At 33.3% G+C, this 23,870-nt stretch carries 21 protein-coding genes; 12 read left to right on the top strand and 9 right to left on the bottom strand.

Translation table 11 applies throughout. From position 1 onward, the window contains the following. The first annotated feature begins 419 nt into the window (after positions 1-419). The 3 genes from P256_RS02145 (at position 420) to P256_RS02135 (ending at position 3,485) form a co-directional block, all read left to right on the top strand. The gene (locus tag P256_RS02145; protein ID WP_023272040.1) at positions 420-1,433 is read left to right on the top strand and encodes an SDR family NAD(P)-dependent oxidoreductase; all 1,014 of its coding nucleotides are present in this window, start codon (positions 420-422) and stop codon (positions 1,431-1,433) included. Between the two features lie 84 nt (positions 1,434-1,517). Further along, positions 1,518-2,912 (top strand): class II fumarate hydratase, encoded by a 1,395-nt coding sequence (gene fumC / locus P256_RS02140; protein ID WP_023272039.1) that lies wholly within the window; start codon positions 1,518-1,520, stop codon positions 2,910-2,912. A gap of 81 nt (positions 2,913-2,993) precedes the next feature. Beyond that, on the top strand, positions 2,994-3,485 hold the full coding sequence (locus tag P256_RS02135) for a hypothetical protein (protein WP_023272038.1): 492 nt from the start codon (positions 2,994-2,996) through the stop codon (positions 3,483-3,485). 45 nt (positions 3,486-3,530) lie between these two features. Here P256_RS02135 and P256_RS02130 read toward each other — a convergent pair whose 3' ends face one another. The 3 genes from P256_RS02130 to P256_RS02120 all read right to left on the bottom strand — a co-directional run bounded on the left by P256_RS02130 (position 3,531) and on the right by P256_RS02120 (position 8,102). Next, positions 3,531-4,820: a dicarboxylate/amino acid:cation symporter gene (locus tag P256_RS02130; protein ID WP_023272037.1), complete on the bottom strand. Its 1,290-nt coding sequence runs from the start codon at positions 4,818-4,820 to the stop codon at positions 3,531-3,533. A 289-nt stretch (positions 4,821-5,109) separates the two neighbouring features. Beyond that, positions 5,110-6,483 (bottom strand): ABC1 kinase family protein, encoded by a 1,374-nt coding sequence (locus P256_RS02125; RefSeq protein ID WP_023272036.1) that lies wholly within the window; start codon positions 6,481-6,483, stop codon positions 5,110-5,112. A 158-nt stretch (positions 6,484-6,641) separates the two neighbouring features. Beyond that, positions 6,642-8,102, bottom strand: a complete 1,461-nt coding sequence (locus tag P256_RS02120) for a SulP family inorganic anion transporter (RefSeq protein ID WP_023272035.1) — start codon at positions 8,100-8,102, stop codon at positions 6,642-6,644. A gap of 308 nt (positions 8,103-8,410) precedes the next feature. On the opposite strand from P256_RS02120, the gene P256_RS02115 reads away from it, so the two are divergent. Continuing rightward, positions 8,411-9,022, top strand: a complete 612-nt coding sequence (locus P256_RS02115; RefSeq protein WP_023272034.1) for a superoxide dismutase — start codon at positions 8,411-8,413, stop codon at positions 9,020-9,022. A gap of 44 nt (positions 9,023-9,066) precedes the next feature. Here P256_RS02115 and P256_RS02110 read toward each other — a convergent pair whose 3' ends face one another. Continuing rightward, complete coding sequence (locus P256_RS02110; protein WP_023272033.1) at positions 9,067-9,954, bottom strand: LysR family transcriptional regulator; 888 nt, start codon at positions 9,952-9,954, stop codon at positions 9,067-9,069. 134 nt (positions 9,955-10,088) lie between these two features. On the opposite strand from P256_RS02110, the gene P256_RS02105 reads away from it, so the two are divergent. Together P256_RS02105 and P256_RS02100 are read left to right on the top strand one after the other, a co-directional pair. Beyond that, on the top strand, positions 10,089-10,487 hold the full coding sequence (locus P256_RS02105) for a CidA/LrgA family protein (RefSeq protein WP_023272032.1): 399 nt from the start codon (positions 10,089-10,091) through the stop codon (positions 10,485-10,487). Positions 10,488-10,500: 13 nt separating this feature from the next. Then, on the top strand, positions 10,501-11,187 hold the full coding sequence (locus P256_RS02100) for an LrgB family protein (protein WP_023272031.1): 687 nt from the start codon (positions 10,501-10,503) through the stop codon (positions 11,185-11,187). Here P256_RS02100 and P256_RS02095 read toward each other — a convergent pair. Continuing rightward, the gene (locus P256_RS02095) at positions 11,184-12,086 is read right to left on the bottom strand and encodes a sigma-54 interaction domain-containing protein (protein WP_051353557.1); all 903 of its coding nucleotides are present in this window, start codon (positions 12,084-12,086) and stop codon (positions 11,184-11,186) included. The genes P256_RS02100 and P256_RS02095 overlap by 4 nt on opposite strands. 473 nt (positions 12,087-12,559) lie before the next feature. Between P256_RS02095 and P256_RS02090 the strand changes: the two genes are divergently transcribed. The 4 genes from P256_RS02090 to P256_RS02075 all read left to right on the top strand — a co-directional run bounded on the left by P256_RS02090 (position 12,560) and on the right by P256_RS02075 (position 17,215). Further along, positions 12,560-13,261 (top strand): MBL fold metallo-hydrolase, encoded by a 702-nt coding sequence (locus P256_RS02090; protein WP_023272029.1) that lies wholly within the window; start codon positions 12,560-12,562, stop codon positions 13,259-13,261. Between the two features lie 4 nt (positions 13,262-13,265). Beyond that, on the top strand, positions 13,266-14,054 hold the full coding sequence (locus tag P256_RS02085; protein WP_023272028.1) for a sulfite exporter TauE/SafE family protein: 789 nt from the start codon (positions 13,266-13,268) through the stop codon (positions 14,052-14,054). A 72-nt stretch (positions 14,055-14,126) separates the two neighbouring features. Beyond that, the gene (locus P256_RS02080; protein ID WP_023272027.1) at positions 14,127-15,317 is read left to right on the top strand and encodes an aldose 1-epimerase family protein; all 1,191 of its coding nucleotides are present in this window, start codon (positions 14,127-14,129) and stop codon (positions 15,315-15,317) included. 215 nt (positions 15,318-15,532) lie between these two features. Further along, a complete protein-coding gene (locus P256_RS02075) occupies positions 15,533-17,215 on the top strand; it encodes an ATP-binding cassette domain-containing protein (protein ID WP_023272026.1) in 1,683 nt (560 codons plus the stop codon). Between the two features lie 6 nt (positions 17,216-17,221). Here the strand turns inward: P256_RS02075 and P256_RS02070 are convergent, their stop codons facing one another. Next, entirely contained in the window at positions 17,222-18,085 is an 864-nt protein-coding gene (locus P256_RS02070) for a LysR family transcriptional regulator (protein WP_023272025.1), read from the bottom strand. A gap of 156 nt (positions 18,086-18,241) precedes the next feature. Here P256_RS02070 and P256_RS02065 point away from each other — a divergent pair, with 156 nt between their 5' ends. Further along, positions 18,242-19,411, top strand: coding sequence for a multidrug effflux MFS transporter (locus P256_RS02065; RefSeq protein WP_023272024.1), 1,170 nt, complete (start codon positions 18,242-18,244; stop codon positions 19,409-19,411). Between the two features lie 3 nt (positions 19,412-19,414). On the opposite strand, the gene P256_RS02060 is transcribed toward P256_RS02065, so the two are convergent. Beyond that, positions 19,415-19,996 (bottom strand): class I SAM-dependent methyltransferase, encoded by a 582-nt coding sequence (locus P256_RS02060; RefSeq protein WP_023272023.1) that lies wholly within the window; start codon positions 19,994-19,996, stop codon positions 19,415-19,417. A gap of 9 nt (positions 19,997-20,005) precedes the next feature. After that, complete coding sequence (locus P256_RS02055; protein ID WP_212749974.1) at positions 20,006-21,469, bottom strand: FAD-dependent oxidoreductase; 1,464 nt, start codon at positions 21,467-21,469, stop codon at positions 20,006-20,008. 346 nt (positions 21,470-21,815) lie between these two features. Here P256_RS02055 and P256_RS02050 point away from each other — a divergent pair, with 346 nt between their 5' ends. After that, positions 21,816-22,982 carry an aminotransferase class V-fold PLP-dependent enzyme gene (locus tag P256_RS02050; RefSeq protein WP_023272021.1) on the top strand — a complete coding sequence of 389 codons (1,167 nt, stop codon included), beginning with the start codon at positions 21,816-21,818 and terminating at the stop codon, positions 22,980-22,982. A 38-nt stretch (positions 22,983-23,020) separates the two neighbouring features. On the opposite strand, the gene tauD is transcribed toward P256_RS02050, so the two are convergent. Further along, entirely contained in the window at positions 23,021-23,863 is an 843-nt protein-coding gene (tauD, locus tag P256_RS02045; RefSeq protein ID WP_023272020.1) for a taurine dioxygenase, read from the bottom strand. Between the last annotated feature and the right edge of the window lie 7 nt (positions 23,864-23,870).

The following is a 23,870-nucleotide window of genomic DNA, read 5'->3' as shown; positions in this document are numbered from 1 at the left end:
ATATAACTAAAAGAAGCTTTGTATCTATAGATACAAAAGAATTTGATCCGCACGATATTTGTATGTGCATGACTACTGGACAGAATGTAACCGTTTTTACCAAAGAAACCTTTAAGCAATGCTTACATTGTATTAAGCATAATTTAGACATTCGATATGGTAATCGGTGGCGTTTGAAGCCGTTAATGATTAAAAATTTACCATCTTAATTTGTATTGTCCGTGATACTAGGAAAAGCGGATAGGCTTTTCCTTTTTTATTTTTAATAACTAAAAGTATAACTAAAATGACTGAAATACACTCATACAATATGCAATATTGGAATGAGCTACTAGGTTTTTTTGAGTCAGTTTTATCTTATTTTTACTATAGCACCAAATAATCATAAGTCATTGATTATAATAAGGAGTATCCAAAGAATGATTTTAATTACTGGTGGTCTTGGTTTTATAGGTTCTCATCTTGCATTGTATTTACTCAAACAAGGCAAAGAGGTTGTTCTAATCGATAACTTAGTAAATAGTAATGTACATATGCTAGAGCGATTACAGTATTTGGCAGGAAGGTACATTCCATTTTTTGATGGTGATTTGAGAAATACACCTGCATTAAATAAATTTATAGAACAGTATGCAATTGAAATGGTTGTGCACTGTGCAGGTTTTAAGTCTGTTGCTGAATCTTACCTAAAACCTATAGAGTATTATAACAATAACCTTAGTTCTCTAATTAGTTTAATTCGTGCTATGCAACGAGCGGGTATTCGAAAGTTAATTTGTATTTCTAGTTTAATGGTCTATGGTCAATCAGAGTTGAACCTATTTGAACAAACTACATTTAATTATGAAACAATAAATCCATATATTAAATCGCAGCAGATGATGGAACGTATTTTAAGGGATGTTGTTGCGACCGATGCTGAATGGAAGATGATGTTACTTCGTGTATCAAATGTGGCAGGTGCTTTTGAAGATGGTTTTTTAGGTGAGTTTATTGCAACAGTTCCTAAAAGTATTTTTGGGTTTATGCTACAAACGGCAAAGCATGAAAGAAGCCATATTGATTTATATTTAAATCGTACAACAAATGATTATTCAGATGAACGTAGCTTTATACATATATTAGATGTTTGTAAGGCTATTTCTCAATCTATACAATGGTTAAGCTTAAATATGGACTATCATATATTGGAAACGTTAAATATTGCACATGATCAGACCCATAGTATTTTAGATTTGATCCATACCGCTGAAAAAATTATTCAAACCAAAATTCCTATTATTTCTCATCAGCCCGATTTAAATTTATACTTTGACAATGGTATTGATCAGCTTGGTGCAAACTCTCAAAAAGCAAAAACAATTTTAGATTGGCATACTCAATACAATTTAGACGAAATGATTCGGCATCAATGGAAATTTTACACGGGTTAAATGTAAATAGTTATTATTTACTATCTGGTATTTGTTGATTATTATGAAATGACTGTATGGATATAAGTAAATAGTGAGAAAATAATGGCTGTACGTATAGAACATGACACGATGGGTGATGTAGAAGTCCCTGAGCAAGCACTTTGGGGTGCACAAACTCAAAGAAGCTTACAAAACTTTAAGATAGGACAAGAGCATCTCCCAAGAATAATGATTCGTGGTATGGGACTTGTAAAAAAAGCAGCAGCTCTTACAAATGCATCTTTAAACCAAATTCCATCAGAGCTTGCCGAGCATATTGTAGGAGCTGCCGAAGAAGTAATAGATGGAAAATGGGATGAGCAGTTTCCTTTAGTCGTTTGGCAAACAGGTTCGGGTACTCAAAGTAATATGAATTGCAATGAGGTTATTGCCAATATTGCGAATCAGAAGTTAGGTAACCCATTAGGTTCACAAAATCCAATTCATCCTAATGACCATGTAAATCGTGCGCAGTCTACCAATGACTCTTTTCCAACTGCAATTCATGTTGCGGCAAGTTTGCATATTAATGAACTGCTTATTCCTGCTGTTAAAGCATTAAGAAATACACTGGCTAAGAAGTCAGAAGTATTTAATAACATTGTTAAGATTGGTAGAACACATTTACAAGATGCTACGCCGTTAACCCTTGGACAAGAGTTTAGTGGGTACGTATCACAACTTGATCACGCACTTGTTCGTTTAGATCAGGCTTTACTTGGGTTATATGAGCTTCCATTGGGTGGTACGGCTGTAGGGACAGGACTAAATGCACATCCTGACTATGCAGAGCAATCTGCTGCACAGTTAGCCAAACTTACAGGCTTACCATTTGTGACAGCACCAAATAAGTTTGAAGCACTTGCGGGTAGAGATGCTGCTGTTTTTGCTTCAGGTGCATTAAAGACTCTCGCCGTGAGCTTAAATAAAATTGCTAATGATGTTCGTTGGTTGGCAAGTGGCCCTCGCTGTGGTTTTGGTGAAATTCGTATCCCTGAGAATGAACCTGGTTCAAGTATTATGCCTGGTAAGGTAAATCCTACACAGAGTGAGGCAATGACTATGGTTGTGGCACAAGTACTAGGTAATGACACGACCATTAATGTTGCAGGTGCATCGGGAAATTTTGAGCTTAATGTATTTATGCCTGTCATTGCTTTTAATCTTTTACAATCAATTCGTTTATTAGGTGATGCATGCCATAGCTTTAATGATAACTGTGCTGTGGGTATAGAGCCGAATCACGATAAAATAGAGCATTTCTTACATAACTCTTTAATGCTTGTTACGGCACTTAATCCTGTTATTGGTTATGAAAATGCAGCAAAAGTTGCAAAGACCGCTTATAAAGAGGGGAAAACACTTAAACAAGTTGCTGTTGAATTGAATTTAGTCACGGAAGAACAGTTTGATCAAGTTGTTAGACCTGAAAACATGGTTTCACCGAATGTGAAATAAGCATTAAGGTCATCAGTAGTTTTGAATCATCCTGCTTATGTTTTACAATAGTGACAATTCTTAATTGCTGATGATCAATTTATGCTTGATATATATTTAACAGATGAAAAACAACATGTTCAATTTCAAGATTATCCTGGTGATCATCCTGTCAAATTTATATTAAATTTTAAAAAAATCTTCCCAAGTGTAATGGAGTTATTGTTGCCTGTACTACCTGAAGATAATGACTTGGAAAAAATGCAATGGGAGTCTAATCAAACTGATTTTAAAATCTTTCAACTACTTGTAAGTGGATGGGGTGTTGTTGAACTGCGTTTAACTGCACTTGCACAGTTTAAAGATAAAGCTTATGCCGATAAAATGGTTAAGAGTGCAAAAGCAAAACGTCAGGAATATAGCAAAAAGCATCCTCAACTGAAAACTGTTGAACTTGATTATTTATTTTTGCAAAGTTTACATGCATTGGTTGATGGCGATTTAGTTGAAATTGGTGAAAAGTTTTACCTACCAACACTCCATAATTTATGGAAAAACTATGTATCTCAGAAAGTGTTAAATGCAACTTTGTAAGAAATAAAAAACCGCCGTTGAGGCGGTTTTTTATTTTGGTTTCAATTAGTCAGCATGATGCTGTTTTAAAACGCGATCACATGTTTCTTTATCTAAGGCATTATCCCAACGAGCAACAACAATCGTTGCACAAGCATTACCAATAATATTGGTAATTGCACGGCATTCAGACATAAAACGGTCTATACCTAGAATTAAAGCCATGCCTGCAACAGGTACATCAGGAACAACAGATAACGTCGCAGCAAGCGTAATGAAACCTGCACCAGTGACTCCAGCAGCACCTTTAGAACTAATCATTGCAACAAATAATAATGTTAGTTGTTGACCAATAGTAAGATCGATATTACATGCTTGAGCAATGAATAACGCTGCCATAGTCATGTAGATATTTGTACCATCAAGGTTGAATGAATAACCTGTAGGAATAACAAGACCAACCACAGATTTTTCACAACCTGCTTTTTCCATCTTTTTCATAAGGTTTGGTAAAGCTGCTTCAGAAGAACTCGTACCAAGGACTAACCATAATTCATCTTTAATATAACGAACAAGGTCAATAATAGAAAAACCATTATATTTCGCAACGGCACCTAAAATAATAACGACAAATAAAATAGACGTAATATAGAAGGTAGCAATAAGCAATGCTAAATTACCAATAGAACCAACGCCGTATTTACCAATTGTAAATGCCATTGCACCAAATGCGCCGATTGGTGCAAGTTTCATTAGCATACCAACAAGCTTGAAAATTGGTACGGTAAGCGTATTTAGAAAGTCAATAATCGACTGTGATTGTTTGCTAGTGGATGCAAGTGCGATACCAAACAGTACAGCAACAACAAGAACCTGTAAAATATCACCACCAACAAGTGGGCTAATTAGTGTTTTTGGAATAATACCCATTAAAAAGCCGACAATTGTAGAATCATGTGCTTTTTCTACATATTGAGCAACTTTGTCACCTTGTAAGGAAGATGGATCAATGTTTAGTCCATGACCTGGTTGAATTACATTGGCGACAATCATACCTATAAATAAAGCAAGCGTAGAGAAGGTCACAAAGTAAAGCATTGCTTTACCTGTAACACGTCCAACACTGCCCATATTGTTCATGCCCGCAATTCCTGTCACAACAGTCAGGAAAATAACAGGAGCAATAATCATTTTTACAATATTGATAAAAGCATCACCTAAAGGCTTAAAGCTTTCCCCAAGTGCAGGGTAGAAATGACCCAATAAAATGCCGAGTGTAATCGCAAAAATTACTTGTACATACAATATTTGGTAAAATTTAGGCTTTTTACTTGGTGTATGAGGATGAACATCCATTATTAATCCTAATGTTTTAAAAACTTAAAATAACTTATTGAGAATTTTACTCAAAAAACCATTACAAGTCGAAATGTTCGTTATTCAAAAAAGAAATGAATAAAAAAGGGAAAATAGATTGTGTTAATAATTAATTGTATAATTTCAATTAAAAACAATAACTTAAATTATTTATAGGGTAATTTTTATATAGAGTTCTATTTTGTTAGACTTTAGTCGCAGCCACTAAATAGCCTAAGTGTTTTTTTTAAATGCATAAAAAAGCCTAGAAAAATCTAGGCTAAAAAAATTAATTCAAACGAGTAATCATATTTCTAAGATTAGTCTTAGCATCTATAACCGTCATAAAAGTATATGCACCTATAAATTTACGGCTAATAAACATAAATTCTTTAGGGGGAATACTAAAATAGCGAGAAGCCATCGACTTGCTTGCTCGCTGCATTACTCTGTTATGTAAATGACTTAACTTCCAGTCATATCTATCTTCTTCATCCATTATTCCCTCAGGAATATCAGGATTATTTTTTAAAGAGCTAAAAGGTTCTGTCGCAATTAAAAATACTTTCGCCATATCAGGCTTAATATTTGCAGGTATCTGCTCAAAGAAAGAGTAGCCACGCATTGCAAGAACCATTTTATCTAAATCATGATCGTAACCTGCTAAAATTAGATCATGTGCAACAGACAAAAGATCCTTATCAAACTGACGAATTGCGCCAAAATCTAAAAGTACAATCTGATCTTGTTCATCACTTTTTTCTGCTAATCTGACTAAGTAATTTCCAAAATTGGGGTCAGTTTGCATTTCACCCCAAACGAATAGCTCATTTACCGCAATTTCTAATGCAGCTTCGCCAATTAAGTTACGTCTTTCTTGAGAAAGTGTTAATACGTCAGGACTATTTACAGAAATACCACTTTCAAAAGTCATGCACAAAACTTGACTAGAGCAATAATCATCAATCACTGTTGGTACAACATAACGACTATCATCTTTTAAATAATGAGCAAATCTCTGAGTAGTTTGTGCCTCTAAATGATAATCTACTTCTCGGTGCATCATCTCACGCACTTCCTCAAACCATTGATCAAACTCGCGCGTTTGTGGAAGTAGGTGAGTCAGTTTAAGCATTTGTTTAAATAGATTCATATCAGAATCTATAGCATTTGCAACACCAGGATATTGTATTTTAAGTACAATATCTAAGTTGTCAGACTTTCTTTTTGCACGATGAACTTGGGCAAGGGAAGCTGTCCCAATTGGATTCGGATCAATTTCTAAATCTAAAATCTTTGAGCCAAGCTCATTTTTTAAATGAGGGTAGATAGAATCCCAATCGAGCGCAATTGTTTGGTTATTTAGCGTATTTAATTCTTCTGTAACTTCACGAGGCAAAAAGTGTTCCCCATAAAGTGCCATCATTTGACCTATTTTTACAATAGAGCCTTTTAACTTGCCAATTTCAGAAACGAGATATCTCGCTTGCTCTCTCAGAACTTGTTTTCTCTTTTTCTCCTTGTCTTTTTCACTTGAGAAAAAAGAGGTTGCATTTGATGTTGCCCAGCGTGTTCCTGCAAGAAATGATGCTTTCGCGATAGATAATCGTCGATCAATAGAAGATGTTTTTAAGTTTTTTAATATATCTTTTTGATCAGACATAGCGAAAATCCTTTAGTTGGGTGTACTGATTTAAGTTTACGGATATATCAGTACATATCTACTTTCTTATATTGTATCGGAAAATGAACGATATATCCGTATTAAAAAACCTCAGTTAAACTTCTATTACAATAAAAATAGCCTAAGCATATTTTTTATTAAAATTTAGAATGTGTACCATACTTATCTACCATTAATAAACTATCTTCGTTCAAACCAATAATAGAGCAAGAAAAACCGTTCTTCTTAAATTTATCAACAACAGAATCCAAAATCGAAACAGATGTAATGTCCCAAACATGTGCATGTGTTAAATCAATAATAATATTATCTAGACCTTTTTCCTCAAAATTAAAAAAATTAAAGAATTTTTCAGAAGAACTAAAGAAAATTTGTCCTTTCACTTCATAAACTTTTGTATTATTTGCATCTATGAAATGATTTACAAAAACTTTACTTTCAAGCTTATTCACCAAAAATAAAGAAGAGAGCAGTACACCAGTAAATACACCCAATGCTAAATTATGTGTGAACAAAACAACAATAACTGTGGCAATCATCACCATATTGCTGCTTTTAGGGTTTTTGGTAAATTGAGTAATCGACTTCCACTCAAATGTGCTAATTGAAACCATAATCATCACGGCGACAAGTGCTGCCATTGGAATAACTTTCAACCAACCACTGATAAAAACAACGAGAATAAGTAAAAATACACCTGCAACAAAAGTGGATAATCGACCACGACCACCTGACTTAACATTAATCATAGATTGACCAATCATGGCACATCCTGCCATACCACCCATGAAGCCTGTGGTAATATTTGCAATACCTTGACCAACACATTCTTGATGCTTATTACTGTCAGTATCTGTCATTTCATCAATAATTGTAGAAGTCATCATAGACTCCAACAAACCAACAAATGACATTGCTAAAGCATAGGGTAAAATAATTGTTAATGTTTCAAAATTTAAAGGAATATTTGGCAGTAAGAAAATAGGTAAGCTATTTGGAAGATGTCCCATGTCTCCAACAGTACGTATATCGAATCCAAAAGTAATACTAATCAGAGTAAGAGTAATAATACATACTAATGGTGATGGTAATAGGCTACCAATTTTAGGAACTTTCGGAAAAAGATAAATAATGGCAAGACCTAACGCAACAAGTCCATAAACCAAATAAGGTACATGAGTCAGTTCAGGCAATTGTGCAGAAAAAATTAGAATTGCGAGCGCATTTACGAAACCAATAACAACAGATTTAGAGACAAATCTCATCAGTTTAGCAAGCTTAATTTTTCCAATAATAATCTGGAAAATACCCGTAAGAATCGTCGTTGCGAATAAATACTGTAGTCCATGCTCTTTGACTAAAGTCACCATCAATAATGCCATAGCACCTGTTGCAGCAGAAATCATTGCAGGTCTACCACCCATAAATGCAATAACAACAGCCATAGAAAAAGAAGCATATAGCCCGACACTTGGGTCGACACCAGCAATAATTGAAAAAGCGATTGCTTCAGGAATAAGAGCTAAACCAACAACTAAGCCAGCCAGTACATCTCCTCGAATATTGGAGAACCATTCTTTCTTATAGTTTGCAAGCATATAAAAAACCTGTAATAGCAACTGTACCAATAGTGTTTTCTCACTATTAGCATATTCATCATTTAAGTAATTTGATTTTAACCGAGCGGTTATAAGATAAATTTGATCTACTTATGATAAGCGATCGAATATAAGGTGTGAAATTATCATAACATGATTTTTAGGCATCAGATCATCTAATTTTTTTAAATGTAATTTAGAATTACAGAAAACCATAAATATTTCACTTTAGAATGGATTGTCTTTATATAAAAAATGTCGTAATGTTATTGATATTAATTATTATTTATATTCAAGGATATAAGAAGATGGCATATACATTACCTCAACTACCTTACGCATATGATGCGCTTGAACCAAATCTTGATACACAGACTATGGAAATTCACCATACAAAACACCACCAAACTTATATTAATAATATTAATGCTGCAATTGAAGGAACAGAGTGGGAAAAGCTAAGCGTAGAAGAGCTTGTTTCTAAAGTAAATGAAGTTCCTGAGTCGCTAAAAAATGTTGTTGTTAATAACGGCGGTGGTCATGCCAACCATTCTTTATTTTGGACAGTAATGAGTCCACAAGGTGGCGGTGAACCTACTGGTGATCTAGCAAAAGCAATTGAAAGTGATGTAGGTGGCTTTGAAGCATTTAAAGAAAAATTTACCAAAGCTGCACTCACTAGATTTGGTAGTGGTTGGGCATGGTTAAGTGTTACACCAGAGAAAAAACTCGTTGTTGAAAGTAGTGGTAACCAAGATTCTCCATTGATGCATGGCAATACACCAATTTTAGGTTTAGATGTATGGGAACACGCATACTATTTAAAATACCAAAACCGTCGCCCTGAATATATTGCTGCTTTTTATAATGTTGTAAATTGGGATGAAGTTGAAAAACGCTATAAAGATGCGATTGCATAATCTATTTCACCATAAAATAAAGGGCAAAATTTTGCCCTTTATTTTTAGATATTTTTTTTCATACTTTCAAGCCATGCATTGACGGCGGGCGAAGGTAGAATATCTTTACGCCATGCCATTACCAGATGCCATTCAATATTAGGGTTTTGTAATGGAATAGCAGAAAACCTTTCATCTAACATATCTGTATAATATTTGGGGAGTAGTGTAATTCCCATACGTGCGAAGACCATATCTGCCAATAAATTCCATTGACTACTTTTACATACAATATTGGGTACAAAATTATGCATTTGACATGCATCTAGTATTCGACCATTTAAAGAAAAATTATCTTGAAATAAAAGGAAGGACTGATATTTTAATTCATCTAATGTGATAACTTCTTTTTTTGCCCATTCAGAATCTTTTCTTACAACAACCATTAATGGGTAATTACATATTTCCATCTTATAGAATTTTTCATTATTAATTGGCTCAAGCAATACACCTATATCAAGCTGATTATTTAAAAGCGCTTTTTCTATTCCTTTTGATCCTACTTCTAAAAATGACAATTCAATATTCGACCATTTCTTATGAAAATCGAATAGTGTTGATGTCAATAGTTGTGCCCCTAGCGGAGGAACACCCATACGCAGTACGCCAACCTTTAAGTGTCGATAGTTCTGAATATCTATAAGTAAATCATTTTGACTGTTTAAAATCTTTATTGCATGTTCATAAACACGTTGACCAATTTCTGTAAGGTGAATGGTTCTTTTCTTTGCCAACTCTGCTTTAAACAACAACGTCACATCAAGTTCACTTTCAAGTTGATAAATATTTTTACTTACCGTTGGTTGCGTAATATAAAGTTGTTCAGCAGTCCGTGTAAAACTCTTCGTTTCTACGAGTGTTGCAAAACACTTGAGTAATTTAAGTGAAATCATGCAATGGAAGTCTATCATTCTTATTTTTAATATTATGCCAAAATGGAATAATTTTTCATTATATAAATCATATGGTCTATAAGTATGTTCAATTAGAATGAACAGATAGGTCGTTAATCAGATGAGGTAGGATCATGAATATCAAAAATTTAATGATAACCTTTATACAGCTCTTAAGCTTACTCGGTTTTTGGTTTGTGGGTGGGCTCATTCAAAAAGCATTACATTTGCCCATTTCTGCAGGCATATTAGGCATGTTTCTTTTACTATTTTGCCTATTTTTTAAAATACTGCGCATTGAACATGTCGAGGTTGGTGCAAATGCTGCCTTAAGAGAGTTAGTACTTTTCTTTTTACCTATTATTGTAGCAGTGGTTCAATATAAATCACTTTTCATCAATGAAGGATGGCAGCTTGCAATTTGTATTATTGCTGGAACGGCGCTTGTGATGTTAAGTACAAGTCTAACCATTCACTTCATATATCGATTTAAAGACCGAAAAAATAATAAAGCATTAGAAGCTATCAAGTAATAGGAAAAAGAAAATGGATATATGGTCAATTCTTTGTTTAGTATGGACAGTTGTTGCATATGTATTTGCTAAACAAATTTATAAGAAGCATACCAAAGCTTGGTTATCACCAGCACTTACTGTACCTATAGCTACTATTATATTAATGGTGATTTTTGGTATCTCGTACCAAACTTACTCGCAAGATACACAATGGATTGTCAATTTACTTGGGCCTGCTACAGTTGCATTTGCTGTACCTATCTATAGATATCGTGAAACAATCAAACAGCATATTGGTGTATTAACCATTGCAATTTTTGTAGGGATGAGTGTTGGCGTTTTTAGTGCTTATAAAATGGCTCAACTCTTTGGATTTGACAGTGAGGTAACACACAGCTTAATGGCGAGATCAATTTCGACACCATTTGCAATTGTGCTTGCCGAAAATATCCATGGTTCAGCTACATTGGTTTCCTTATTTACTGCACTTACAGGTCTAATTGGAATGATCCTTGGTGATTTGATTCTCGCAATTACACGAATTAAATCCAATATTGCTAACGGCGCAGCATTTGGGAGTGGAGCACATGGTTTTGGTACAGCACGTGCACAACAAAGAAATAATGAAGAAGGTGTTATTGCCAGTTTAACCATGGTGATATCAGGTATATTAATGGTAGTTATTGGGCCTACATTAATTAATTTGTTTTTTAATTAAATATCCCACTTTTTACGATATCGCCATAAAGTACTACGACTAATATTTAATTGTTTCAGCGTTTTCTGAATATCAAACTCTGTTTCCTGCAACGTTTTGCTTAACAGTGCTTTAGACATTTTAGCTTTTTCTTGCGGCTTGGTTAAACTGTTTGTTGTAGATGTATATAAGGAATCTAATAAAAGCTCTTGAGGTAAGTCTTGGGTAGTAATCTTATGCTCCCCATATGCCATCGTTAATGCATAAAGCAATGTATTTTTGAGTTCTCTAATATTTCCTGGCCAGTCGTAAGACTCAAAAACACTAAAAACCGCAGGGTCAATAACAGGTTGGCTAGGATAGTCCTTTGCATATTCAGAAATAATCCTTTTCGCCAATAAAGGAATATCTTCCTTTCTTTCTCTAAGCGGAGGCACAAAAATTGGAATAACTCTTAGCCTGTATAGTAGATCATATCGAAATCTTCCATTTTTTGCTTCCTCTCTTAGTGCTCTATGGGTTGCAGTAACAATACGAACATCTGTGACAATGGTTTTTTCTCCACCTAACGGCGTAAACTCACCTGTTTCTAAGACCCTTAAAAGCTTTGCTTGTAGGTTTAAAGGAAGTTCTGCAATCTCATCTAGGAATAATGTACCGTGATTTGCACGTTCAAAAACACCTTTATGATCACGAATAGCACCTGTAAAAGCACCTTTGACATGTCCAAATAGCTCGCTTTCTAAAAGATTTTCATTGAGAGAAGCACAGTTAACACTAATAAAGGGTGAGTTAAATCTTTTTCCAAACTGATGTACTAATTGCGCAACTTTTTCTTTTCCTGCACCTGACTCTCCGCGAACCAATACTGGAAAAGAGGTCTTTGCTACTTTTTTTAATATATTAAACATTTTTTCCATTGAGGAAGACTGACTTGTTAAATACTTAGTAAGATCTTTCTGATAATCACCTAAATACTCTAATTTAGAGATCTGAGGAATAATGCATAAATATCCGTAATTTAAATTATCAATATAGACTTGAGCTTGAATATAATTCTCTAAAAGTACATTTTCTAAATGTTGCATATACTTTGGATAGAAAACATAGAATATTTTATTATCTTTTTGATGTTTTTCTAAACTTAACTCATTATTTAAGACCAAATATTGAGTCGTAAAATCTTGAAAAGATAAGGTGTTAGCAAAATAGATCTGTTTCATGTTTCATAATTTTGTTTCATGTTTCAATATATAATACCTTTCTTTAGAATAAATATATAATTTAAAATATAAGTAACTGATAAATATAATAATTAAATTTATTGAAAAATTGGCACAATGTATGCATTAAACTGAATAAATATATCTAATATTCTTATATGAGAGGCACTATGTTCTTAAAACAATTCTTTGAAGAAAAAAGCTCGACATATACCTATTTACTTGCAAGCACTCAGTCTAAAGAAGCAATTATTATTGACCCTGTACTGTCAGAAATAGAAAATTATTTAGATATCATTAATGAACAAGGTTTTAATCTTCTCTATATCTTGGAAACGCATATTCATGCAGACCATGTCACGGCAGCTTCTGAGCTTAGAGAAAAAACAAAGGCGAAATCTATTGTTCATAAAAATGCGCACATCAGTTGTGCCGATATTCTCATTACAGATGGCTGCGTAATTCGATTTGGTGAGTATAAAATTGAGGCACGCTATACACCTGGTCATACAGATGCTTGCACAATTTATTATATTGAAGAGGAAGGTATCATATTTACAGGGGATACTTTATTGATTAATGGCTGTGGTCGAACAGATTTTCAACATGGCAGTGCTGTTCAGCTTTATCAAAGTATTCATAACAAAATTTTTACACTTCCTGAAAATACAGTAGTTTACCCAGCACACGATTATCGCGGAGAAAAATCTTCAACAGTTAAAAAAGAAAAACAAGAGAATGTAAGATTAGGAGAGGGGAAAACCCAAGAGGAGTTTGTAAAGTTAATGCAAAATCTTAATTTGCCATATCCTAAACAAATAGATATTGCTTTACCTCTAAATCAGACTTGTGGTCAAAAGAAAGACGCTTAGTACTATGATGCTTTTAATAATAGAAGGTTTATTCATAGGCACTTTGTTAGGAATGACAGGTGCAGGAGGGGGGATTTTAGCAATCCCCATTCTAATGTGGTCACAAGGCTGGAGTATCCTAGAAGCAGCGCCTGTTGGATTAATTGCGATTACAATCTCAGCTTTTGTGGGTACTTTACAAGGTTTATTTGAAAAGACAGTTAGATATAAAGCTGCTATCTGGATTGCAATCTTTTCCTTACCATCGGTTTATATTGGGTTAAAGCTGAGCCATATATTGCCTATACTATGGATCACAATACTTTTTTGCCTAGTTATGCTTATTATTGGCCTAAAACCTTTAATATTTAAATCTAAATGTTCATCGACCGCTTTGTGTAAGACAAACCCTCGAACAGGGCGTTTTATTTGGAATTGGAGAACAAGACTTTCTTTAGGAGGCATTGGTATATTATCTGGAGTACTTACGGGGCTACTTGGTGTTGGTGGTGGATTTGTCATTACACCATCATTACAAAAGATGACAAACCTTAAGTTTTATAGCATTACCAATACATCTCTCATGGTAATTTTTTTGATTGGTTCAATCACATTAATCATGCATATAATGCAAGGATATCATTATCCTTTATCAGAAACCTTTATATTTACAAGCACATGTATATTAGGTTTAGTTCTAGGGAGATTACTTTGTAAGTATATCCCTGTTCAAATTATAAAAACGGTATTTTCTTCTACGCTTATTTGTATTTCTTTGCTTCTCGCATATAAGACAATTGGCTATATATCTTAATTATATAAGATCAAATATTATATAAATATGGTGTAGTCAAACATCATATAAAGAAATCATAAGGAATATGAAATGAAAAAATATAGTGTAATTATTGGTGCAATTATAGGAATTAGTGCAATGAGTATTCATGCAAAAACATATGTACTTACAGATACTCAAAACAATATAGAAGTTGGAAGTTGGAAAACAGAAGGTCAAAACTACACAATAGAGCAACAAGTCCTACACGGCGGAAAGCAAGAAGGGAGTAAAGTTATTACCATTACAAGTCCGAATGGTTTAACAATTGCACTCTCGCCAACACGAGGTATGGGATTACTCCATGCAGAAGGTAATGGAGTTCATCTTGGTTGGAAATCTCCTGTAACCGAGCTTGTTAATCCTGCGTATATAAATTTAGATAGCCGTAATGGATTGGGGTGGCTTGACGGATTTAATGAAATGGTTGTTCGCTGTGGATATGAATGGACTGGGCACCCAACAACAATTGATGGTCAAATATACTCCTTGCATGGTAAAGCTCAAAATACGCCTGCATCATATGTTGTAGTTGAAATTGATGAAAAACCACCTTTTGCTATACATGTCAAGGGTTTAATTAAGGAAAGTACCTTTAAAAAAACTGATTTGCGAACAATGACACAGCTGACATATATTCCGGGAGAAACGTCATTCAAATTACATGATGTGCTGACAAATCATGCAGATTACGGGCATGATTATCAAATTATCTACCATAGTAACTTTTCTCAGCCAATATTAGAAGAAGGTGCAAAATTCTTAGCACCAGTCAGTGAAGTTAGTCCTTTTAATGATTATGCGAAGAAAGGTCTAAAAGATTGGACAACGTATTTAGGGTCAACTAAAGATTTTGATGAAATGGTATTTAATTTAAAACCATTGTCAGACCAAAATGGTAATACCATAGCTGCATTAGTCAATAAAGATAATAATAAAGGTGTTGCAATTGAGTTTAATACAAAGCAGCTTCCTGTACTTACTTTATGGAAAAATACAGATACCTTAAAACAAGGCTATGTGACTGGTATTGAACCTGGAACGAGCTATGCATATCCTGTGAATATTGAAAGAGCACAGAAAAGAGTTAAACAAATTGAAGCAGGCCAAAGTGTAAGTTTTGACTTGACGTATTCATTACTCAGCGATCGCTCACAAGTACAAAAAGTTGAAAATACTATTAAGCAAATCCAAGGCTCAACCACAGTAAAACAAGTTGAGACTCCAATAGCTAAAGAATAGTTTTATGGCCAACAGCAAATTTTAGTTGTTGTTGGCCCCTATACATGAGTTCGTATAATCAATATTATGTTAAATGAGGTGTGTATGCCGGGCTTACACCCATTACCTTTGAAGATCATATATTTATTCTTGGATTAATAATGTATTTTAAATATTAACTTTAAGTAGTGCTGATGGTTTATTCTATTTTTCAAAATAATTTGATCTAAAAAATAATGAAATCATTACAGTTGTATAAAAGAATATGGAATATTTCTGTAAATTACTACTCTAAAGCATATTTTCATTTGATCATCATGGTTGCCTTAGCTTTATTATCATCTTTCTTAAATACATCAGTTCCTTTTCTCATGAAAATTATCATTGATAAGACACATGAAAAGAAACTCTATCTAGATACGACAGGAATATTCACTTTAAATAATTTATATACTTTAGTTACTATATATGCATCTGTTTGGCTATTTAGCAAGTTACTAGAATGGGTACAAAATATTTCAAGTCTATATTTATCAAACTCTTTTGAAGTTTCTTTATTAAGCTTTGGTTTGCAAGATTTCTTAAGTATAAAAAAGTATGAGATAGATAAAATAGATATAGGAAAGTTTGTCAGTGATGTTAATCGTGCTGCAAATGCATTTTCTGCAACAAATACCACAATATTTCTAATTCTTATTCCAACATTAATACAAACTTTCTTTATGTGCTGGTACTTATATAAAAACATTAATATATTGTACTCCTTATGCTTTACTTTATTCTCTATATTCATATTTTTAACATCTCTATATATTAATAAAAGAAATAAGAAATATTTATCCCCTATTTATTCTTCTCGCAATCATGTAAATAGTTTCTTTTTACAAAAAGTAGCAAATGCTTATGATATAAAAACAAGTAATGCTATTGAATATGAGACAAATATATTCAAAAGAATTCTTCAAGAAAATGTCAAGACATCCTTTTATAATCAGTCAAAGCTAGGCATATCCTTAATATTTCAAGTTATTATCATTTTTATTTTTCTTCTTTTTTTTATGCTTATATCTGCCTACTTATTTAGTAAAAATACATTAAGCTCCGGTGACTTTATACTAGTTAGTTCATATATTATTATGTTAACAACACCCTTCCTCATGCTGTCACAGCAACTTACTAAATTAGGCGCAAATATTGTTGCTTTATCAAACTTTCAAATTTATTTAGATATGAGTAAAGATCAATTATCTAAAGAAAAACTGGTAGATAAAGATTATTTTTATCAATTTAAAGCAGCTTTTTTAAGCTTTGGTGAGAAAAAGCTTAAAAATTTTGATTTTCAATTTATTAAAAATAAAAAGTATGCGATTGTTGGTGAAAGTGGTATAGGAAAGACGACGTTAATCAATCATATGTTAGGATTAGAAAAATTAGAGAAAGGACAACTTTTTTATAAAAATATAGATATAACTCAACATTTCTCATCAAATATTTTTAAAGAAATTGCATTTGTCGGGCAAAAAAGTACCTTATTTAATGGTACTTTAAGAGATAACTTAGTTTATAACGCGAACTATGCATATACAGATGAAGACCTTCTTTTTTATATAAAGGAACTTTTTTTAGATAGTACTCTAAATAACTATAATCTAGACCTAAACACTCAAATTGATGATGTTTATAAAAAGTTTTCTGGAGGTGAATGCCAAAGGTTGAATATCATTAGAGCCCTACTAAGAAAACCAAGCCTTTTAATCTTAGATGAACCAACATCTGCATTAGATGAAAAAACTGCTAAAAAGATGTTAGATTTTATAAGCTCGCATGTTAAATCAATAATTTTAGTTACCCATGCAAAATACTGTATTGAATGGGTAGATGAAATTATTGATTTAAATCTTTTATTAATTGATGAGTAATCTTATTTAGAGTTTTTCAAATATTTTTACGATTTCATTAATTACAATACGAACTATTTTTGTTTTATAGCTATCTTTATGCATTGCCAACCAAACTTCATAATTCTGTTCACGTTTTTTATTTGGCCAAATGCGTTGAAGATTATTCTTTTTAGCAAAGTAACTACATAGCTCCCCGATTGCCGAACCCGAGTTAATCATATGCATGAGAATCAAGCTAGAGTTTACTTGAGTAATGATATTAGAGTGATCTACTACCTCACCAACTAGCCGGTCATTTTGATATGGCAATATCCCTTGTTGGTACATCACAATGTGTCGATGGTGTAAACGATCATTTGGCTGACCGAATTTATTTATATACTCTTTTGATGCATATAAGCCAACTTCCCATTCTGCTAGTTTTTTTACAATGAGATCTTGCTCTTTCGCTCTGAACGTTCGGATTGAAATATCTACTTCCGCTTTATTTAAATCTAATGTTTCGACTGTTGTTGTCAGCTCAATACAAAGTTTGGGATATTTGACTTGCAACCGATGTATTAAAGGAGTTATAAATTCGATAGCAAGACTATCTGTCGTACTTATTTTTACAGTGCCTATTACCTCCTGTTGAAGCTGGTTTAACTTTCTTTCAATATCTATTGTTTCTTGTTGTATGGTATTTAAATGTGGAATTAAATCTAAAGCATGTGATGTTGGAGTAACACCATTCCTAGATCTAATAAATAGTTTTGTATTTAGTTTTTCTTCTAAATCATTTAGACGTCTTGCAATTGTAGCTTGATCAACATTTAACTTTTTTGCTGCTGCTCTCAAAGTTTTAGATTCATATATCTCTAAGAAAACTTGTAAATCATTCCAGTTCAAAAAAATTCTCTCATCTTAAAATCCGAATAAGTCATTTTACATAAATATGATGCTGCATATCCGCAGCATCTTGCTGTATTTGTATCTATTATTCATACACATAAAAATAGATAGACTCTTTTTCAAATATTAGATGAACTGAATAGGTTTATATAAATGGAAAAGTATTCTAACTTTTATCTCATTCTCTTAATTACTATTTTAAGTATGTTTGGACTGATATCATCTGATATCTATATTCCTACACTCCCCGCAATTACACATTTTTTTGCTGTTTCAGAAGATGAAATAACTTTTTCAATCTCTATATATCTTATAGCACTGGCCTTTTCCCAGCTTGTCTATGGGGTTCTGATTGAACGTTTTGGTGCAAAATATGTTTTAATCACTGGAATAATTATTTATATTTTCTCATCACTGGCTTGTGGAATCTCAAATACATATCACCTATTTATTATTTTTAGACTGATTCAAGGTATTGGTGCAGCATCAGGTTTAGTTGTTGGACGTTATATTATATCTATATGTTTTCCTAAAGAAAAATCGGCTTATATTTATGCCATTATTTACCCCTTTGTTTCTCTTTCACCTGCAATCGCACCGCTCATTGGAGGATATCTTTCTACTTATTTTCATTGGCAAAGCAATTTCATTTTTATTGCTATTTTTGGTTTATTTGCACTTTTCTTAACTTATAAAATTCTACCAATCTCATTCTCTCAACAACCTTCTTCTAGACAAAAAACCAAAGTATGCTTAAAAGAGTCAATCAGCATTCTGTTCAAGGATATAAACTTTTGGATCTATACTTGTATAGTTTGTTTAATTTATCAAGCATGGTTTATTTATCTAACACAATCTACTTTTATTTTTAAAAATATTTACTTCTTATCTGCAAAACAAGCAGGATGGTTGTATTTACCACTGAGCTTTGGAATTATCATAGCAAATTATAGTACTCGAAAATTATTAAGATTTTGGAACTCAGATCATATTATTTTATTTGGATTAATTAGTTTTTTTATAGGTGGAATCCTATTTATATACCCACGTCCCTCTTTAGCTTATTTCATTCTTTCAATGTTTATTGTGAGCTTAGCGAATGGTTCTTCGTTATCTCTTGCGGTAGCAGCAGCAATTAATAGTAAACATAATCAGACAGCAATTGCTTCGGGTATATTAGGATTTTTACAAATAGGTTCTGCTGGTGTCATTTCTTATTTAATTAGTCATATTTTTGGACAAAGTATAGAAACCTTAGGTCATTCAATCTTCGTGCTTAGCAGCTTATCAATAATTCTTTTTATCTTTAAGTTGTTTCGGTAGAAATCATTTTTTCTTTAAAATAACTGTGAAGATATCCCAAAACTTCATTAGGCCACTTGCCAAAGGACGTTCCTCTTGTAAGTGGTCTAAATACACAATATCAAAGTATTCGCTAAATAAATCCTTTAGCTGTTGTTCATTAAACCCTAAAAATACATGTGGAGATTCTTCTATCCAAGCATCATTTATGCCCAGTAAATTGCATGCAAAAATGCCATTCTTGGGTAAAGCTTTCTTTATATTTTCCAAAACATCAAAAAATTGTTTTTCAGGAACAAAGAAAAGACTAAAAAATGCTGTAATGAGACTAGCTTCAACAAATGGATAGTCATGAAACGAGTTATTTGAAAATATAAAGCGATTAGCGTATTTAAATCTTGTTCGACAAATTTCTTCGGCCTGTTTAGATTGATCAAAAGCATAGACTGTAAAGCCCTGATCTAGTAGAAATTGAACTTCATTTCCTGCACCACAACCACAATCTATTGCAACTTTAGGTAAATCATCATTTAAATAACCCAATACAACCTCTAAAATTGGTCTATGCCTCATATAGAGTGTCTGTTCGGCAAAGCTTTTCTGCATGCTAGTACTCTACTCAATTTTTCTTTTTGTGTTTCTATAAGTTTTATCTGTAATCCATTCATCACCTTGTAATTCAAAGTCTTCACTTGCTTTCACATGATTGATTTGAGTACCGTACTGTTCTATATATATTTTTTTAGCCAAAGCCTCTGCCAAGGTCTCTGCACCCTTTGCAACACCGCCAATCATACCAACCAAAGGACCTTGACTCATATGTGCATTATAGTTAAAGCAATATAAACGAGATACATCTAAACTTTCATCCACTTTAGGAGTAAACTCGAAGCTTGGACTAAGATATGGGTACTCCCCCATTTCATCGTATGATTGGCTCTGTTCAGGGGTATAAACTTCTTTCCATTTTTTTACCTGATGCTGTAAACGTTCAAGCCAAATATTTTTTGTCCAATCTAGCTTAAATCCTGTCGCAAAAATTAAGTGATCAAGAATAAAGTGATGCTGCTCAGTATAAACATGTAGCTTATTACTCTGTATAACAACTTTATCAATTGTTTCATTAAAATTGAAATACGCATTTTCATGTTTAGAAACACGCAATGTACTTCCAAAAGGTGGCGGTGTCCCTTCTTTCTTTAAATAGTATTGAAAATCCCATTTTTGGGTATCACTCCAATATGCATAAGAAGAAAGATAACCTTGATTAGAAGCAGCCTTACTTCGATTTACTCTAGGAAAATCATCTGTACGGCAGAGTATTTCAACTACTTCTGCACCATGCTCTAATGCAGTTGCAGCACTGTCCATTGCTCCCGCACTTGACCCAACAATCCCAATATTTTTACCTTTAAATCGAGTGTAGTCTGTTCCAGCATAGCTATGTTCCCAAAATTTCTGGGGTAAATGACTTGCATAATTGGGTATATTTGGAGAGCTTAAGCTATCCATACCCATTGCAAGCACACAATGTTCTGCAGCGTATATTTGTTCTTCATTTTCTGTTTTGAAAGTCAATTTAATACTTTTTCTTTCTACAATTAAATCAATTAATTCATGTTTATAATGAATTTTGGGAGCTGTTATTGTTTTAAACCATTGCAGATAGCGATGCCATGTAACGCGTGGAATCTTCTCTAGTTCATCCCACTGTGTTAGGCCAAATTGTGCTTTGTACCAAGCTTGAAATGTTAATGATGGAGAAATTAAAGCTGGTCCTGTTAAATTTTTAGGAGATCTTAAATTTTCCATAAGCGCAGGACTAAGCCAAGCCCCTTCGTAGCCTTCTTCTTTTTTTTCAAAGAGAACACATGGAATTCCTTTTATTTTTAAAGCAAACGCCAAACATAGCGCAGACATTCCTGCACCAATAATCACAATCGGTGGATTATTATTTACAGAGCTTATCCAGTCTTTGGGTGGAATATTAAAATTTTCTAAATCTATCTTTATTTGTTTTTCGAGTTCTTTTAAATTATTTTTTGGGTACATAAAACGCTTACCTGACTGAAATTCCAAACAAAAACACTCAATTGAGTAGTATAGATGATACTATATCATTTACTTTTTATAATATCTGATGAGTATTTCATAAAAAATGCAAATCAAATAATTTTCCTTAAATCATTTAATTCTATTCTGTTCTACATTTATATTACTTTTATTCATTAATATATGTGCTTTTATTCATTTTCATTCTTTGCAAAATATTCTATAACTACACAAGACACAATATAAGTTTTATAAATCACTCCTAAAATGAGTGAATTTCAGTTGATCTATTGAGCTCTGATATATATTCTTATTACTTTAGAACTTTTTCTGATATAGAAATCGTTAAAATAGATATGGAGACCTTAAGGACATGAAACAGCAAATTTACTTAGATTATGCTGCTACAACACCAGTTTACCCTGAGATTATAAAAAAGATGGCAGACTGTTTATCCTTCGATGGTCTCTTTGGTAATCCTGCATCAAATGGTCATTGTTTTGGTACAGATGCAAGAGGTCAAATTGAAGAAGCAAGACAGTATGTTGCAGACCTTATTGGTGCGAAAGCAGATGAAATCATTTGGACTTCGGGTGCAACAGAATCGAATAACCTTGCATTAAAAGGAATAGCTGAGCGTTATGCACATCGCGGTAAACATATTATTACCAGTCAAATTGAGCATAAAGCGATTCTAGATAGCTGTATAAAATTAGAATCCCTTGGTTTTGAGGTCACCTATCTTCAACCTGAAAAAGAAACAGGTTTAATTTCGCCTCATTCTGTACAAGAAGCACTTCGACCAGATACCGTATTGGTATCACTCATGATGGTAAATAATGAGATTGGTACAATTACAGATATCGCTGAGATTGGTAAAATAACGAAAGCAAAAGATATCTTTTTCCACGTAGATGCTGCACAGGCTGCAGGTAAACTTCCTATCAATGTTCATGAGCTTGGTATAGACCTTCTAAGCCTTTCTGCACATAAAGTTTATGGCCCTAAAGGAATTGGTGCACTTTATGTAAACCATGAGAACTCATTTGAGATCGAGCCACAGATTCACGGTGGTGGACATGAACAAGGTTGTCGCTCAGGTACACTAGCAACACACCAAATCGTTGGTATGGGCGAAGCATTTAGACTAGCCAAAGAGAATTTAGTTACAGAACAAGCGCGTTTAAAAGTTTTACAAGAAAAATTATTTAATGCCCTGAACGACCTTACAGACATTGTATTAAATGGTGATAAAACACAGCGCGTTGCCAACTACTTAAATGTATCATTCTTAAATGATGATGCATTTATTATTATCAATGCAATTAAAACCTTAGCAGCTGTTTCAAGTGGCTCTGCATGCAATTCAGGGCATGGTGGACCATCACATGTATTGGTTGCACTAGGTAGAGATGAACAAACAGCTAGAAATGCAGTACGATTTAGTTTTGGTAAATATACAACTGAAAAAGATATAGAGACTTTGATTCATCATCTAAAACAAGAATATCAGTCGACAAATTTTGTGAGTTTTGCTTAATTTTAAAAAAGGTCAGTAAAATTACTGACCTTTTTTATTTATGCCGCTTTATAAAATGGTACATCACCATTAATTGTTGCTCTATGCATAATTCGATGCGCATCTCCATAATCAAAAAGAGCTTTATGCTGGGTACAACGGTTATCCCAAATAGCCACATCTCCTTCAGTCCACTGCCAGCGTACATGTAAATCAGGTTGTGTTGAATGTTCAAATAGGAACTTTAATAGTTCATCACTTTCAGATGTTTCTAGTTCATTAATTTTTGTTGTAAACCCTTCACTCACAAATAGAATAGGCTCTTTTGTTATAGGGTGTGTTCTTACCACAGGGTGAACAACAGGTGGATTCTTCTCAAAAATTTGAAGTAGCTTTTGTCGCTCTTCATCAGTTTTTGCATAACGCTCAATAGGAAATGATTGGCGAATGTCGTGTACCGCGGTTAAACCCAATAGTTTATGTTGAATCTCTTTAGGTAATGTACGAAAAGCACCTATACCTGTAGACCAAAAGGTATCACCACCAAACGCTGGAATTTTTTTCGCTTGTAGAACACAGCCTAAAGGTGGTGTTTTGCTAAATGTTACATCTGTATGCCAAAGCTCGTTATCTCTCAAATCTTGCTTCAAGCTATCTAAAATAAGAATTTCAGGTACATCTTCTACATTTGGGAAAATAGGATGAATATGTAGTGAACCAAAACTATTTGCTAAATTGGCCTGATTGCGTGGCGATAAATTCTGATTACGAAAAAATATGACTTGATGGTCTAGAAGTGCCTGATGAATTTGCACTAAATTTTCATCATTGAGTTCATTTAAATTTACGCCGTGAATGACTGCACCAATCGCAGGTTTAATTTTTTCAATTTGAAGTTGCATTTTATTT

Source organism: Acinetobacter nectaris CIP 110549 (assembly GCF_000488215.1).
Taxonomy (GTDB): Bacteria; Pseudomonadota; Gammaproteobacteria; order Pseudomonadales; family Moraxellaceae; genus Acinetobacter; species Acinetobacter nectaris.
This window is presented reverse-complemented; position numbering and strand designations above follow the sequence as displayed.